This is a genomic window from Cupriavidus sp. YR651 (assembly GCF_900101625.1).
GTDB lineage: Bacteria > Pseudomonadota > Gammaproteobacteria > Burkholderiales > Burkholderiaceae > Cupriavidus.
The window spans coordinates 54,187-70,017 of record NZ_FMYZ01000022.1 but is presented as its reverse complement, the minus strand read 5'-3'; the positions used below and the strand labels follow the sequence as shown (position 1 = coordinate 70,017).

The window sequence follows — 15,831 nt, the reverse complement described above, 5'->3', positions numbered from 1 at the left end:
AGTTCGCTGATCTTCGCCGTGCAGCTTTGGCCCGCCAGCGGCCCGGAGCCCGATTCCATCTGGCAGGTGATGAGCCGGCTGCGGGATATCCAGTATTCCAGCCGGGCGGAGTCCCATCTAGAGCGCCAGCGGCAGATCCACCGCCTGCGGCACGTCATCCGTGAGCTGGGCAAGCACATTCCGGAAAGCGAACGCGAGCAGGCCCCCGTGCAGGAACTGCTCGGCTGGGGATGTGGGACGACCATGCACGTGGTCGAGCTCGATGCGCCGCAACTCGACGGCAACGACATGCACCGCGATATCGACTTCTCCACCTGCGGGATCGAGCGCCGCTGGATGGCCGGATACAACGACACGCGACGCGCGCTGGAGCGTGCCCCATGGCGCGAGCCGCTGGACCCGATAGAGGGGATTGCCGTGCATCGGGTCGGCGTGGAGATGCCGGATGCGTGCGGTTGACGCGCTTGTACTAAAGCTCTGACTTTGCGAGACGCGCTCGGACCAGGTTTGTGCGGGGGGCTTGAGGCCTGGTAGTTCCTAAAATTCCGGGAGGCGGGAGGTCGCTTATCGGACCCTTCTCGGACACCTGGAGAATATTGGGCAAAGGGCGCGAACATGAAGAGAAGCAGTCATTCATTCTTTAGCGCGGGAGGAAGAAGAAGGTGAGGGCGAGGGCAAGATAGACGACCAGAAGTTGCGTGCCTTTGAACCAATCGGCATGGCCATCGCTTGCCATTTGCGCCGTGACCAGTACTGACAAGATGACGATCAACACAAGGGCCGGACGGAACGCGAGGTCCATCGGCGCCGGACCGAGGAAGTGGCTTGCGAGTACCAGCACCGGTGCGACGAACAGCGCCACCTGGACGCTTGAGCCGACGGCGATGGAAAACGACAGATCCATGCGATTCTTCAATGCAGCGGTAATGGCCGATGCATGCTCGGCTGCATTGCCCAGGATCGCGACAACGAAGGCACCGACGAAGATATCGCTTAGCGCGTAGTCGCGCATCATGGGGGCGAGCGAACCCACCATGATCTCACTCATCCAGGCAATGGCTGCGGTGGCTGCCGCCAGTATCGCAAGCGCGCGTCCTCCGGACGCGTATGCCTTGTGCTCCGTGCTTTCCTGTATGGCCATTTCGGCCTCGTGTGCACTGCGGAAAAGCGCCGGGTGTGTGACCAGCGAGAACACCAGGTACAGCGCGTAGACGACAAGGAGCACGATGGAAATCGAAACGCTGAGCGGGTCCAACACGGATAACTTGCCTTCGGCGGCTTCGAAGGCTGCCGGAAGAATCAGCGCGATAGCCGACAGAATGAGCATGGTCGCCTGGGAACGCGCGCCACGCGGATTGAAGGTTTGCTCAGGATAACGGACGCCTCCGGCGAGCATCGCGGCGCCAAACACCAGCAGCATGTTCCCAATAATGGAACCGACGATGGACGCCTCCACTACCTGATGCAGTCCAGCACGCAAGGCGGCCAGCGCGATGATCAGTTCCGCTGCATTGCCGAACGTCGCATTGAGGAGTCCGCCAACCGCTTCGCCCATGCGTTCGGCCAGTTGCTCAGTGGCTTGGCCCATTCGACCGGCAAGGGGCAGGATGGCCAGCGAAGAGGTAACAAAGATGAGGAGATGGCGATCGGAAGCGAGGAATTCCAGGGCGATTGCCATCGGAACAAAGACAAGAAGCCAATTCATCCACATAGCTTGCCTCCTACGTCCGGGACATCAGCCCTGCAGGTACTGCCAGTCACCGAGCAACGCAACGATCGCGACCGCCACTGTGGAGTGCCCGTAAGTCAGGCGATCTCGCGTCTCAGACCCCACCACCCGGCTCTCCATAGTCCACCACGCGTGCGGTGCGGATGAACAGTGCCTGCACCTTGTTCCAAAACTCGCCGCCGAGCACGAAGACGCTGGCGATCAACATCACATCGCCGAGCAATTGTGCTTCCCAAAGCCTCGGTCGCAAATCTGGCCAGATCGCGTCTATGTAAGGCTCCAGCATCGCCGAGAGAAGCGGCAGGCAGAACATCGCAAGACCGACTGCGTGGCGAACCGGTCCAACGGTGTCGTCGGGAGACACGCCCCTCAGGTGCTGAAGCATCATTTCCTTCACCCGCAGGAATCCCGGCTTTCCCATCACCGCAACGCTGACCATCAGCATGATCTTGTTGGCAACCACGATGGCGCCGGTCAACGTGGCAATGTGGGCGGGGGAAGCTCCAGCCGAGGCCGCCACCGGAACCGCCAGCCATGCCCCATACGCCAGGACTAAAATGCCGATACCGGCCCGGAAGCGCCGGGTGCCGGATGCAAGGGGTCCGGCCTGAGTGTCGGGATTTGACATGCTCACACTCCTCTTCCGCGAGGGGCGGGCTCAACATGCACGATCGGTCGGAGCATCCTCGACGCCGATTACCCGATGCCAATCGTTGATGTCGTACCTAAGGTCACCACGATTTGGAGATACATTGTCGGGACCCGAAATGGCCTTCGGGAAGCGCTCGAGTTTGCCTGGCTCAGGTCAGGCTAGCGGCGGCCTCCCTTATCCGTGGCTTTGTCTACTGTTAGCCACCTTGATCCGATTGTGGCCCCAACTCATTTCTTAAGCGATGGTGCAGGCAGGGCGATTTCAGGCGAGCCACTGACCCCGCCATGCTATGCCATGATATTCACGCCGCCATCCACATACAGCGTTTCGCCAGACAACCTTCTGGCATAAGGCGTGGCAAGGAACGCGCATGTGAATCCGACATCCATGATGTCCACCAGTTCGCCAAGCGGCGCGCGCTGCGCCGCATCCGCAAGCATCAGGTCGAAGTCCTTCAGTCCTGAAGCGGCCCTTGTCTGGAGCGGGCCCGGCGATATTGCATGTACACGGATGCCCTGCGGGCCGAGCTCGTAGGCCAGGTAACGCGATACCGCTTCCAAGGCAGCTTTCACTGGCCCCATGACGTTATAGTTCGGCACCACTTTGTTCGCGCCGTAGTAGCTCATTGTAAACATCGTCCCGCCATCCCGCATTAGCGGAGCTGCCAAACGCGCCATGCGCACGAAGGAATGGCAGGAAATGTCCATCGCCTTGGCGAACCCTTCGGCGGAACAGTTCAGCAGCCCGCCTTGCAGATCTTCCTTCGGTGCCCAGGCCACGGAATGCACAAGGAGATCAAGCTTGCCCCACTTCTCCTGGATCTGCGCGAACAGCGCCTCCAGTTCGGCATGGTTGGAGACGTCGAGCGGCAGGAAGATCGGCGAGGCCAGCGCCTCTGCCAGAGGCGCTACGTACTGCCTGGTTTTTTCATTGGCGTAGGTGATTGCAACTTCTGCGCCTAACTCATGAAATGCCCTGGCGCAGCCATAGGCAATCGAATGCTCGTTCGCGATGCCGCAGACAAGAGCCTTTGAATTTTCCAGAATTGCTTGCTTCGGCAGAGCTGTCATGTTGTGCCCTCCTGAAAGTTCATCTCCGGCACGTGCCCGGGCACCACGAGCGTGGCCTCGGTTGCCGCCAGCACAGCTTCCACCGACACGCCCGGCGCCGTTTCCAGCAGCGTGGCGGTCCCGCTGTCGAAGGCGATCACCGCCAGCTCGGTCACTACCAGGTCAACCGTCCGCATGCCCGTCAGAGGCAGGCTGCATTGCCTGACAATCTTGGACTTGCCCTTTGCGCAATGCTGCATGGCAATCACCACGCGCTTTGCGCCTGCGACCAGATCCATGGCCCCGCCCATGCCGGGCACCAGCTTGCCGGGAATGGTCCAATTGGCAAGGTGGCCGGCCTCATCGACTTCCAGGGCACCCAGCACCGTCATGTCGAGGTGATGGCCGCGGATCAGCCCGAACGACATCGCGCTGTCGAAAGTGCATGCCCCAGGCAGCGCACTGACGGGCATGCCCGCGGCGTCGGTCAGGTGAGGTTCGGCCATCCCCTCCAAGGGAATGGGCCCAGTGCCGATCAGCCCGTTTTCGGACTGGAAGAAGATCTGCATGCCTTGCGGCACGTAGTTTGCAACCAGCGTGGGAATTCCGATGCCTAGGTTGACCAGCATACCGGACCGCAATTCCTGGGCAACGCGCCTGGCAATGATGGTTTGTGCATCCATGATCGTGACGTCTCCTGTGGCCATCACGCATGCGCGATCACGTAATCCACCAGCACCGAAGGCGTGATGACGTGATCGGGCGAAATCATGCCAACCGGCACAATGTGCACGGCGTCGACGATCACGGTCGTCGCGGCCATGGCAATGATCGGGTTGAAGTTGCGCGCGGTGAGGGCGTATACAAGATTGCCCTGATAGTCCGAGAGGAAGGCTTCGACCAGCGCAAAGTCGGCCCGCAGTGCGGTCTCGAGCAGGTACGCGACGCCGTCGACTTCGAGCTTTTGCTTGCCCGCTTCGACCAGCGTGCCGACCCCGGTGGGTGTGAGGATGCCACCCAGGCCACAGCCGGCGGCACGGATGCGCTCGATCAGCGTTCCCTGCGGGACCAATTCCACCTCCATCTCCCCTGCGATCATCTTGCGCTGGGTTTCGGGGTTGAGGCCGATATGACTGACAATCGCCTTGCGCGCGATCCCCGCCGTGACCAGTTTGGCGATGCCTCGGCCGGGTGTTGCCGTATCGTTGGCGATCACGGTCAGGTCCCGCTTGCCCTGCCGTACGAGTTCATCCATGATCCGCTCCGGCGTGCCAACCCCCATGAAGCCGCCCACCATCACGGTGGCGCCATCCGGGATCAGGCCGACCGCTTGCTCTAGCTTGACGGTCTTCATGGCGTCACCTCTTCGATGGCTGTCCTCGTGTGCCGGGCGATCATCAGCTCTTCATTGGTGGGAATCACCCATACGGGGACCCGGGCCAGCGCGTCGCTAATCCGCGGCCCGCCACTGGCGTTTGCCTCGGGATCGATCGTGACGCCCAACCATGCGGCCTGCCGGCACACCCGCTCCCGGATCGGCGCGGCATGTTCGCCAATGCCGGCGGTGAAGACCAGCGCGTCGAGTCCTTGCGCTGCGGCCGCCAGCGAACCAAGTTCGCGCCCGATACGGTATGTAAAAAGCTCGACGGCAAAGCGCGCCCGCGCATCGTCGCTGGCAAGCAGCACGCGCATATCGCTGGAGATGCCTGAAACGCCGAGCAGGCCGGACTTGCGGTAAATAAGGTCTTCGATGGCATGGGCATCCATGCCGAGCTCGTTGATCAGGTACAGGATCACACCCGGATCGAGGCTGCCGCAACGCGTGCCCATTGGCAGACCATCCACTGCCGTGAAGCCCATGGTGCTGGCCACGCTGCGCCCGGCCACCATGGCGCACATGCTGCTGCCGTTGCCGAGGTGCGCCACCACGGTACGGCCCGCTGCGGCCCTGGCGTCCACGCCAGGCAGGACGCTGGCGATGTACTCGTAGGATAGCCCGTGAAAGCCGTAGCGCCGGATGCCACGCCCGGTCACCGAGTCCGGGAGTGCAAAGGCCTGGGCGGTCTCCGGTTGTGCGCGGTGGAAGGCCGTGTCGAAACAGGCCACCTGGGGCAGTTCCGGCCGCCGCTCGGCAAGGATGCGGATCGGCTTGAGGTTATGTGGCTGGTGCAGCGGGGCAAGCGGAGTAAGCGTCTGCAGCTCGGCCAGCACCTCACCGGTTACCTTGACCGGCTCCGTGAAGCGGATGCCGCCGTGTACCACGCGGTGCCCAACGGCGATCAGCGTGTGGCCTTCTCCATGACCACGCAGGAAATCCGCCAGGAATTCAACCGCACCACTGTGCCCGAGTTCGGTGCCATCGTCCCATTGCCTTGCCTCAACCTCAGTGTCCGAGGCGTCGATCGCGCGAAAGGCCGGTGACGTGTATAGCCCATCGATGCTGCCTCGCAGGATCAAGTCCAGCGCATCCCCATGGGCACCGTAGGCGCAGTACTTCAGACTTGACGAACCCGCGTTCAGGACAAGAATGACGTCGGCCATCGCATCACCCCATCGTGCGGCCGGACTCCCGGCGGAACTTGGCCACCAGTGTGGCAACCGCACAGGACGCCAGGCGCGTCGTCAGGGAGTCGGCACGGCTCGTGAGAATGATGGGTACCCGCGCCCCTAGTACGATGCCTGCGGCGTCGGCGCCAGCCAGAAAAGACAGGCTCTTTGCGAGCATGTTGCCGGCCTCAAGATCGGGAACCAGCAATACGTTGGCGTGGCCTGCCACAGGCGAATCGATCTTCTTGATCCGTGCGGCCTCCGGATCGATGGCATTGTCCAGTGCGAGCGGGCCATCCACCAGTGCGCCGGTGATCTGGTGGCGATCGACCATCTTGCACAAGGCCGCCGCCTCCACGGTGGATGGCACCTTGGGGTTGACGGTTTCCATGGCCGACAGGATGGCCACACGGACCTCCTTGGCATGCAACGCATGGGCGAGATCGATGGCGTTCTGCAGGATGTCCGCTTTCTCATCGAGCGTGGGAGCAATGTTGACGGCGGCATCAGTGATGATCAGCGCATCCTCGTGGCCAGGCACGTCCATCACGAAACAGTGGCTGACGCGCCGTTCGGTGCGCAGCCCGCCGTCCCGCCTGACCACGGCGGCCATCAGCTCATCGGTATGCAGGCTGCCTTTCATCAGTGCCTCGGCCTTGCCTTCGCGCACCAGTTGTACCGCGGCCTCGGCGGCGGCGTGGCTGTGCGGCGCATCGACGATAGGGTATGGGCTGACGTCAACGCCGCTGGCGCGAGCGGTTTCCTCTATGCGACTACGGAGCCCCACCAGGATTGGCGCGATCAGGCCGATCTGTGCCGCCTGCACAGCCCCTTCGAGCGAACTCTGGTCGCATGGATGAGCGACGGCGGTGGGTGTAGGGGGAATCGACTTGCAGAAGTCGATCAGACGCTGATATTTCTCGTGTTTTGCGTTCACGGGCTTCCTCCTGCGTCACCAGCCGCCGGTGTCAGAACCCTGCTTCGACAGGGAGTCAGTCGCGCTAGGACGCGCGGGCAAGCGGCACCGCCGCGCGATGCTGACGCTCCGCGCCGCCAGCCAGCACCGCCTGGATGCGCTTTAGCATGGCAGCCTGCTCGGCCGTCGGCTCGTACCCCAGCAGGCGCTCGTCTGCCCTTAATTTCGAGGCCAGGGCGTGCAGCCGCTGCCGGTCCGCCGGATCCCTGAGCAAGGCTGGCAGCGCTTCGATCGCCTGTTCCGGTGCATACCGCGCGATGATTTCCTGCTGACCACGGATCCTGCGCCACTCGTCCATTGGCATTTCTGGCAGGAACTCTACCAAGTCATCAACCAGTTCCTTGCGCAGTTCCAGCCGGGACAGCGGCAACGGTTCTCCCTTGCGTTTCAGCAGGCAAGCCACGCGGGCAAGTGCTTCGGTGTAGCCCCCGCGCTTCACGGAGGCCAAGGCATCCTTGACCTCCGGCAGTTCCCCCGGCGTAGTGACCGCGCGCGTGTCCGCGTGCGCGGGCGTTTCGCCTCGGGAATAGAAGGAGAACATGTTCGCGTACAGGCCGAAGAAGGTGGCTTCTGTCATGGCGTCGCGCACGGCGCGATAGGCATCCAGGGTTGCGCTCAACATTTCGGCGCCAACCTGCTCATGCTCCCGCAGCGGCGCGTCCGCCCCCAGCGCCTGTCGGTTCGCCCTGACAGCCTCGGCAGTAGGGCCGAGCCACGCCAGCCATGGGTTCATGTCGGAGAAGGCCCAGTTCTGGACCCGCAGCGGATGAAACTCGCGCAACAGGCGCGCCGACATCTCGCTCGACATCGCCTGCACGAGCGGCTGGGCAAACAGCTCATAGGCGCGCTGATTGAAGTCCGACAGCGCGGCAACAGCCTCGAACGGTTTTTCATCGACGCGCTGGAAACGATTGAGCCTGCCGGCGATCTCCTCCAGGGTATGTTCCTGGAACTCGACGTCATAATCGATGCCGTTGCCGGACTCGCGTTCGTGGATCACCATGCCGTAGAGTCCGGGAGGTAGCAGTTCGATGCTCTTGAGTACCGACACAATCTGCGCATGCTCTTTCTTGGCCACCTTGCCCGAGACAAAAATGCCGAGATGCCCGATGTTCTGGTGCATCATGCCGACGATGACCTGCCCTCTGGCCTTGATTTCCTCGGTGCTGCCGTAGAGATCCACGACCCAGTTAAAGGCTTGCTGCGGCGGGGTGATGTTGTCTCCCATCGAGGCAAACAACACAATGGGTGACTTGATATCGCGCAGGTCGAAGGCCTTGCCGGTTGCGCTCTTGACGTCGCCGCTCCAGAGCTTGTTGCCCACGAAGAGGTTTCGCGTGATCCATTCGATCTCTTCGCGGTTCATGAGGTAATAGCCACCCCACCAGCGTTCGAATTCCAGAAAGCGCGGAGGCTCCGTATCGGCCTTGCGGTACAGGTTGTAGTACTTGTCCCAGAGGCTGTTGGCCGGGTTCAGCTTCTCGAAATTCTGGACCAGCCAGGCGCCGTCGAACTTACCGTTGCCAAGATCCGCGGTGAGGGACGCCAGCCAGGTGCCCCCCAGCAGACCACCCGAGTAGCGCATTGGGTTGTCGCCTTCCCCCTCGCTCCAGGCGCCGCTCCAGTACGACATGGGTGCGCCGTTGATGACGATGGGACCGGTATCGTCCGGATCCGACGCGGCCAGCATCATGGCCGCCCAGCCGCCCTGGCAGTTGCCGATAATGGCTGGCTTGGGACTGTCCGGGTGCAGGGCACGCACCTTCTTGATGAACACCTGCTCGGCTTCGCATACATCGAGCAGTGTCTGCCCAGGCTCCGGGTCGCGGAAAAAGATCACGAAGTAGACCGGATGGCCCGCCCGCATGGCTACCCCAACCTGCGAGTCGTCCTTGAAGCCGCCAATACCCGGGCCGTGGCCGGCGCGCGGATCGATGATGACATAGGGGCGGCGGCTGTCGTCGATGGTGACGCCTGCTGCTGGCGTAATCCTGAGCAGGGCGTAGTTCACGGGACGCGCAAACTGGCGCCCGTCGAGCACGGTCTCGTAGTCGAAATGAAGGACGGGCTTGAGCCCTTGAGTGGTGTTCTCTACAAAGTGATTGCCGCGCTGCCTGAGCGTGTCCCAGAACAGGATGGCACGCTGCATGCTGTCAATCGCATAGGCGTAGCAACTCATCGGATCGGCGCCGGCCATCCATGAGGATGGCGCAGTGGCACCGTTGCCCGTTGCGTGCCGCACACGGTTGCCGAAGGCTTCCTGCGCATTCTTCAGGCGCTTCTGCAACACCAGGCTTGTCTTGGTGCCCACTTCATGCGCATGAGCAAGCTGCTTTCCTGAATCCATTGCGACCTCCGCCACGAACTCTGCAAATCTGCGGGCACGAACAGTTTTTCTAGAGCGTCGTCATGACAATTTCATGTCGACGCGCGGATAACGCAATGCGGGCGCAATCCATCCTGTGGGAATGCAGCTCCTGCCAGCGCACAGGTCGGGGGCCATTCATTGAGTACCGCGAGCCCGCCGGATGGGCTTCCCGCTGACCTTCGTTGCCCACTCTAGCCGAACTGGCGTTGGAACCTAATATGAAATCTTTCCGAAGGGGAGATGAGAACTTTCGTGCAAACCGAGTGACCTGAAGTGCTTAAGGCGCGACGAGTTCCCGCTGCGAGGAAGTTCCTCTTCGAGACATTGTCCGGCGCATCGGGCTATCCCGAATCACCATCACGATCGCAATCGTTTCAGATCATTGATGCGCAGGCGATAGACGCGTAGCAGACAGGCCTTATCACTACACTTGTTTCGATAATCTCGAAGCCAGGTTCGTTGGCCTTTTCGTATGCGTGCCTTATTGGATGAGGCTTGAAGATTCTGACCATATATATCAGCTAGCTCCTTGTCGACGCGTGCAAGCTCCACATCTCCGCAAACCAGCTGGGATTGAATGGATACGAGCTTGCTGCAATCGAAGCTGCGCGCTAGCGCAGCCCTTGTATCGGCTCGAATCTCCAGGCGCCCTGGCTTGCAGAGTCCTTGCAGGGACTTGCAAGCGTTATCTCGTCCAACCCACGCCATGTCGCGCGCGCCATAGTCGGAAACAAAGCGATTAATGGCTGCATGGCTGATTCCCCTTTGCATGGCGTTTGCCGCGATGACTTCGTTGCAAAGAGAGTCTTCGACATAGTTACCCCCATGGCGTCTATAGCAACTATGGAAGCCCAACAATCCAGAACCAAGAACGCTGCGGCGTTCCCCTGATGCAAACAGGATCGAAGCGCACGCAGACGCACAATTGGCATTGTTGGGGACTGCCGTATAGACGCGCACCTTGTCCATAGCATCGATGAACCGGAAGGCGGCTTCAACATTGCCGCCAGGACTATTCAAAATCAACGTAACCAGCCCTTCGTCATCCCGATCGGCAATCCTGGCGAGCGCCATGAACCTGTCTGCATCACCGGTCTGGATCCTTCCCTCCGCCACAATCATCCTCAGGTTGATCTGAGGTTGGTGGTAGATGCGAAACTCCATGCCCAGAGCTTCGGCGGGAAACAAGAACACATGGAAACAGAGGCAGGAGAGCACCGCGTCCATGACTCGCCTTGTCATGACTCTGCAATTCGGGCATCCATTACGGCACATGAACTCACCCTCCAGCAATGGCTTCCCGCCAGTTGCAGAAGCTTCGTACTTTCCTCGCGATCAAGGAGCGCACCGCCCAGTATGGGGCCTGGGTAATTACTCTTTAGCCGCTGCTCTGGACGAAATATCCGCTTGTGGCTGTTTCCGCCCGAAGCAGTCGTCCACCCTTGCTCGGGCGATTGACGGCAAGTGGCCGACATGTGACAGCCGTCTGCTGAGGCCCGCCGGCCGTTCCTGCCCTTTTAGTGCAGCGCGCACGACGTCGTGTACGGCCTCGGCTCTTCCTTATCGAGATGTCCGTGGCGCGTACGGGCCCGTAGGGAAGATTCATCATCCTTTGATCCTTTTGGGCATTTTTTTGATCTAATGCCGTCTCGAAATAGTTATGAGGTAGGCATAAAGTGAGCACTCCTACCTTTTGATGAAGAAAAGGATCACACCATGAGCCGTATCGCTATCCCCGCCGTCGAATCCGCCACCGGCGCCACCGCCGAAATCTATGCGCGAGTGAAGAAGATCTCCGGTGGCCGTGTCCCCAATACATACGCTGCGCTGGGCTATCTAGTCCCTGCGTCTCTGGCTGCGGTCCTCGACGCTCAAGGCACATTGAACTCGGGCGGCCTGAGCCGGCAAGAGCACGAAATTATCAAACTACTAATTAGTGAGAAGACCGGCTGCGAGGTTTGTGTGGCCGCGCACAGCTACGTAGGCAAGTTGACGGGTCTGCAGGTGGAGGCACTGCGTGCCATTCGCGCGGAGCGGCCGACAGGTGACGTCAAGCGTGATGCCTTGGTGCGTTTCGTGTCTCATCTGCATACCACAAGCGGCACGATCAGCGATGGCGAATTCAACGCTATCCGTGCGGCCGGCTATACCGACGCTCAGTTGGCGGAGATCTCACTGACCATAGCGCTTGGCATCTTCACCAACACGTTCAACCGTATCAACGGTACCGATGTCGACTTTCCGCCCGTAGATGTATCCGAGAAGCATCCTGGGATACATCCAGGCATTGTGTATGAAGCATAAAAGCATATGAGGAAGACAGTGACACTTAATCATCCGATTTTTGCTCGCTGGCCTGCACAGTACCCGAGGCCGGCGTCGTCGGGAGGCGGCGATAGGGCACGATAACGGTGTGCTGTGCTTACCGAATTGGCTGCACGGCGCGACAGCGGGCGTTTCCGTCGCGCTATCGCAGCCTTACTCAGGGAACCGGGCCCCGACGCTTTCCAAAGGCATTCTCAGGGAGTTGGTCAGGTAGCTAACGGTGTGGTAGAAGCCCGCCAGCATCAGCAGCTCGATGATCGCGTTTTCCGTAAAATTTTCGCGCAGTTCATGCCACAGGGCATCGTTAACGTCGCTGTCGCGATGTAAGGCATCGCACAGACGGATCAGAAGACTGTCTTGTTTCGACCAACAGGCATCATCCGCTGTCCCGATTGCCGTCGAGCGGATTTGCTCTGCGGATAGTTCCGCTTGTTCTGCAAACACGGCGACATGCACCCCCCACTCGTATTCGGAGCGGCACTGAGCGGTGGTCCGATCGATGACGATCTCTCGTTGGCGAACCGTCAGATTCCCCTTGTCCAGAAGTCCGCTGAAGAAGAACTTCTTGCATAGGCGCGGATCCCGAGCAAGGGTCGCGAACAAATGCAAAGGGGGCCGGCCCTTCATCGTGTGCTCGATGAGTTGGGCAACGTCTTCGTCAAACGGAACTGTGGCTGGCGCAATACGGGCAGACATGGCATCTCCGGTGTAGGACTGTATGATTATTCAATTCAGATGCTGTACAAAATACAGCATCCGCACCCGCATCCTATTCCGTACGCTGTACAAAGTAAAGCATGACGACACCCAAAGTTGGTCAGCCTGTCCGTGGCTCACAAACTGGACGCCCCATCATGGTCGCGCTGGACCTGCTTGGTCGGCGCACCGCGCTGCGCATACTGTGGGAACTGCGAGGAGATCCGATGACGTTTCGGGCTCTGCAAGAGGCGTGTGAAACGAACTCCCGTCTGCTCAACGTGAGACTGGCTGAACTGAAGGAAGCTTGCCTGGTCGAGCACACCATCGGCGGCTATCGACTGACCAATCAGGGGGGGAGTCTTGGCGCGGCGCTGGAACCGCTGTTTGCATGGGCCGAGGAATGGGCGAAGCACACAAATTTGGGTTGAGGCGAGCCGGCGCAGCTTCTTTTGACTCATGTCGGCAGTTCAGGGTGGGGCGGTGCATTCGAAGCCCTTCGGCGCGAGCGGCGCCGATCGCCGACTCTCACGTGGACTTCGTCGGCCTGCAGCAGACGGCGCAGCCGAAGTTGGCGTCGTCGAATCCGGCTCGCCACGGTTCGGCGCACTGTGGACGGTCCTGTAGGTGCCAACTGTCGCGCTCCGCATCGGAACGGGGGCTGCCGGCATGCCGATTGGCGCGCAGCTCATTGGCAAGTACGCCGATGACCTCGCACTGCTGGCCTCGGCATGCGCTGCGCCAAGAGGGCGGGCTATGGGCAGTAGACAGGCCGTTTGGGGTGCACCAGGCCCGATGCTGACAGCCGCGACCGATTAGCTGAAGCCGGCCACCCCTAGCTGACATCCGCTCCCTAAGGCACGCGACGCGACGCTACGGATTCGCTGCCGGTATAAGACTCGGCGAGCGGCGAGATTGGTGCAAACCTTGACGCCGCCGAGCCTTGGGCGGCTAACGAGCCAATATTGCGCCGCTCGCGAATAGCTAGACGGTTATGCAACGTATCCTGAGTTGTACCCACAGGGAGCGAGGTCTCAGTCCAGATGGATCTGATTGACCCTTGCGATGTTCTGCCATACCAGCAGGTCCGCTCGCACTGTCTGCGCGAACTGCTCTGGTGTCTTCAGCGGTGGATCGACTAGATTGAGTTGCAGGAACCGCTCACGCAGTTCAGGCGCTGAAAGGGTCGCCAGGACCTCGCGGTGTACCGCGCTTACCACGGATTGAGAGGTTCCTTTGGGAGCGAACACGCCATACCAGGCGTCTGTATCGAAGGGGTAGCCTTGCTCCGTCATAGTTTGCAGTGCTGGCAGGGCGGGCCCCCGGTGAGAGCCAGTAATGGCGATGCCTCGCAGCTTCCCATTCTTGATCAGTGGGACAGAACTGGTGGCATCGACAAAGGCGACCTGGATCCGTCCGCCCTGCATGTCCTGGTAGATCTGGCCGATGGTCTTGTAGGGAACGTGGCGGATATCGAGGCCATTCCGCCCCTTCAATGACTCCATGATTAGTTGTCCCGTCGATCCTGGACCCCAGGTCGCGTAATCGTACTTGCCGGGGTTGGCCTTCACTAGGGTCACAAAGGACTTGAGATCATGCGCGGGGAAATCATTGGTGACCACCAAGTGGATGCCGCCCGCGAAGATCTGAGCCACGGGCACAAGGTCCCGTGTCACGTCGAATGGCAGCTTGCTTAACAACGCCTGGCTGATGACGGTGGACGACGAACTGGCAAACAGCAGTGTGTAGCCATCCGGAGTTGCCTTTGCTACGGCATCGACGCCAATCACTCCGTTGGCACCGGGCCGATTGTCCACGACCACAGGCTGCTTCAGCGACCGGCTCAGGCGCTCCGCAAAAATCCGCGCGATAGTGTCGGGCCCGCTACCACCTGCACTCGGCAGAATCAACCGCACTGGTCGTGCGGGCCATGTCTCCGCGAGAACCGTGCTCGTCATGCAAGCCATGACGAGCCACGCCCCCCGGGCAAGATACCGAGAGGCCGCGGAAGCGGCGCCGGCGCATAAGGTCCAGAAGTTCATTTGGGTCTCCTCTCTAATATGCTCGATCGGCGCCGGGTTCCGTCAGGCTGCAGCGCGCACGGCACCAATGGACAGTCCGCCGTCCACGACTAGCATCTGGCCGTTGACGTAGGACGATTCGGTGCTGATGAGGAAGAGAGCGGCATTGGCGACTTCCCAGCCCGTGCCTTGCCGTCCAAAGGGCAGGGGGCGCGCCGCACGCGACGGGCGGGCGCGCGAGGCGTCGCGTCCCATTGGCGTGTCGATCAAGCCTGGTGCGAGCACGTTGGCGCGTAGTCCTGTACCTTGCCCGGCAAAGGCGACGGCGCGACCGAGCGCCATTAGGCCGGCTTTGGATGATTCATAGGCCGGCAGGCCGCTCAGAGGCGAGATCGCCGCGGTGGAGGCGACGAAGACGACCGTGCTGCCGGGTGGCATGACAGCGGCAGCCTCCTGCGCGCAGAACATTGGCGCCCGCAGGTTCAGATCTTGTACGCGATCCCAGTCGGCAGGATTTTCGCCGCCAAAGCGGTTCTGGGTGCCAATGCCGACATTGACGACGAGCCCGTCCAGGCCATCCATGGCGGATACTGCTTCGCGCACCATCCGGGAAATCTGGGCAGGGTCCGAAACGTCAGCTTGAACCGCGAAGCTCCGCCCGCCTTCACGAGCGATCCAGTCAACCGTGCCTTGGGCGGCGCCGGGATCGATGTCGGCGCAAGTCACCGCTGCACCCTCGCGCGCAAACAGCACCGACATGGCGCGTCCGTTTCCGACGGAAGGGATGGGGTCCACGGTCTGGCGCTGGCCAGCGCCAACCACCAGGATCCGGCGGCCGGCAAGGCGCCCCTCGCGACGGACAGTGCCCAGTGCGGGCGCGAAGAGTTGCTGATCAGGACTCGGTTGCAGGATATCAGTCACGGGGGATCTCCAGATGTTCAAGCGGCGGGTTCTCAATTTCGACTTCCAGGTTTTCCAGCAGGCGAGACACCAGCATGTAGTAGCCGATGGTCACCAGTAATTCCATGGTCTGCTGATCTCCAAGTGACTTCGCTACGCGTGCGTACAGCTCGTCAGGTGCCTTGACGTCGCGCACCACGGCATCGGTGAATGCGACCACTAACGCCTCGCGCGAGTCGAGTACTTTGGTTGAGTCGGGCCCGAGGACAGCTTCGATCTTTGCTTGGGGCAATCCGGCGGCGCGCGCCACTCGGCGATGCTGATGGATTTCGTAGGGGGCCTTGCACAGTGCGCCCACCCTGAGGATGGCCAGCTCGCGCAGCGTGGCGGGTAGCGCCGATTTCACGAGAATGGCGCGTCCCAGCGCCAGGAAGCCGATAGCGGTCTCGGGCGCGTTGGGGAGGATGCGGTACAGGTTGAGCGGCGGACGGCCGCGCACCAGCTCGCCGAGCGGGCCGGTGACTTCATTGACGTCAAAATATGGCATGCGAGCCATGGAATCTCCTCT

16 protein-coding genes are annotated in these 15,831 nt (G+C 61.2%); 3 read left to right on the top strand and 13 right to left on the bottom strand.

The genetic code is table 11. The features are described from left to right. Positions 1-459: DUF3734 domain-containing protein (locus BLR29_RS30235; RefSeq protein WP_176861103.1), on the top strand; the 459-nt coding region annotated here is incomplete at its 5' end. A 181-nt stretch (positions 460-640) separates the two neighbouring features. Here BLR29_RS30235 and cax read toward each other — a convergent pair. From cax to BLR29_RS30190, 9 genes are all read right to left on the bottom strand, one after another. Beyond that, positions 641-1,705, bottom strand: coding sequence for a calcium/proton exchanger (gene cax / locus BLR29_RS30230; RefSeq protein ID WP_255371520.1), 1,065 nt, complete (start codon positions 1,703-1,705; stop codon positions 641-643). 118 nt (positions 1,706-1,823) lie between these two features. Then, positions 1,824-2,357, bottom strand: coding sequence for a transporter suffix domain-containing protein (locus BLR29_RS30225; protein WP_092143333.1), 534 nt, complete (start codon positions 2,355-2,357; stop codon positions 1,824-1,826). A gap of 311 nt (positions 2,358-2,668) precedes the next feature. Beyond that, positions 2,669-3,451 carry an enoyl-ACP reductase FabI gene (gene fabI, locus BLR29_RS30220; RefSeq protein WP_092143330.1) on the bottom strand — a complete coding sequence of 261 codons (783 nt, stop codon included), beginning with the start codon at positions 3,449-3,451 and terminating at the stop codon, positions 2,669-2,671. After that, positions 3,448-4,113: a 3-oxoacid CoA-transferase subunit B gene (locus tag BLR29_RS30215; RefSeq protein ID WP_092143327.1), complete on the bottom strand. Its 666-nt coding sequence runs from the start codon at positions 4,111-4,113 to the stop codon at positions 3,448-3,450. The genes fabI and BLR29_RS30215 overlap by 4 nt, the downstream gene beginning before the upstream one ends. A 23-nt stretch (positions 4,114-4,136) precedes the next feature. Then, positions 4,137-4,784, bottom strand: a complete 648-nt coding sequence (locus BLR29_RS30210) for a 3-oxoacid CoA-transferase subunit A (protein WP_092143325.1) — start codon at positions 4,782-4,784, stop codon at positions 4,137-4,139. Next, positions 4,781-5,971, bottom strand: a complete 1,191-nt coding sequence (locus tag BLR29_RS30205; RefSeq protein ID WP_092143322.1) for an acetate/propionate family kinase — start codon at positions 5,969-5,971, stop codon at positions 4,781-4,783. Before BLR29_RS30205 ends, BLR29_RS30210 begins: the two co-directional genes overlap by 4 nt. Before the next feature lie 4 nt (positions 5,972-5,975). After that, positions 5,976-6,914 (bottom strand): phosphate acetyltransferase, encoded by a 939-nt coding sequence (locus BLR29_RS30200; RefSeq protein WP_092143319.1) that lies wholly within the window; start codon positions 6,912-6,914, stop codon positions 5,976-5,978. Between the two features lie 64 nt (positions 6,915-6,978). Further along, entirely contained in the window at positions 6,979-9,300 is a 2,322-nt protein-coding gene (locus tag BLR29_RS30195; RefSeq protein WP_092143316.1) for a DUF3141 domain-containing protein, read from the bottom strand. A 378-nt stretch (positions 9,301-9,678) separates the two neighbouring features. Further along, the gene (locus BLR29_RS30190; protein ID WP_255371519.1) at positions 9,679-10,548 is read right to left on the bottom strand and encodes an ATP-dependent Clp protease proteolytic subunit; all 870 of its coding nucleotides are present in this window, start codon (positions 10,546-10,548) and stop codon (positions 9,679-9,681) included. A gap of 489 nt (positions 10,549-11,037) precedes the next feature. On the opposite strand from BLR29_RS30190, the gene BLR29_RS30185 reads away from it, so the two are divergent. Next, positions 11,038-11,625, top strand: coding sequence for a carboxymuconolactone decarboxylase family protein (locus BLR29_RS30185; protein WP_092143313.1), 588 nt, complete (start codon positions 11,038-11,040; stop codon positions 11,623-11,625). Between the two features lie 174 nt (positions 11,626-11,799). Here BLR29_RS30185 and BLR29_RS30180 read toward each other — a convergent pair whose 3' ends face one another. Next, entirely contained in the window at positions 11,800-12,342 is a 543-nt protein-coding gene (locus tag BLR29_RS30180) for a carboxymuconolactone decarboxylase family protein (protein ID WP_092143310.1), read from the bottom strand. A 158-nt stretch (positions 12,343-12,500) separates the two neighbouring features. On the opposite strand from BLR29_RS30180, the gene BLR29_RS30175 reads away from it, so the two are divergent. Continuing rightward, positions 12,501-12,773, top strand: a complete 273-nt coding sequence (locus BLR29_RS30175; protein WP_255371518.1) for a winged helix-turn-helix transcriptional regulator — start codon at positions 12,501-12,503, stop codon at positions 12,771-12,773. Positions 12,774-13,376: 603 nt separating this feature from the next. Here BLR29_RS30175 and BLR29_RS30170 read toward each other — a convergent pair. The 3 genes from BLR29_RS30170 to BLR29_RS30160 form a co-directional block, all read right to left on the bottom strand. After that, on the bottom strand, positions 13,377-14,384 hold the full coding sequence (locus BLR29_RS30170; RefSeq protein WP_092143304.1) for a Bug family tripartite tricarboxylate transporter substrate binding protein: 1,008 nt from the start codon (positions 14,382-14,384) through the stop codon (positions 13,377-13,379). A 42-nt stretch (positions 14,385-14,426) separates the two neighbouring features. Next, positions 14,427-15,185, bottom strand: a complete 759-nt coding sequence (locus BLR29_RS30165) for an SDR family NAD(P)-dependent oxidoreductase (RefSeq protein WP_255371522.1) — start codon at positions 15,183-15,185, stop codon at positions 14,427-14,429. 91 nt (positions 15,186-15,276) lie between these two features. Further along, entirely contained in the window at positions 15,277-15,819 is a 543-nt protein-coding gene (locus BLR29_RS30160) for a carboxymuconolactone decarboxylase family protein (RefSeq protein ID WP_092143298.1), read from the bottom strand. Between the last annotated feature and the right edge of the window lie 12 nt (positions 15,820-15,831).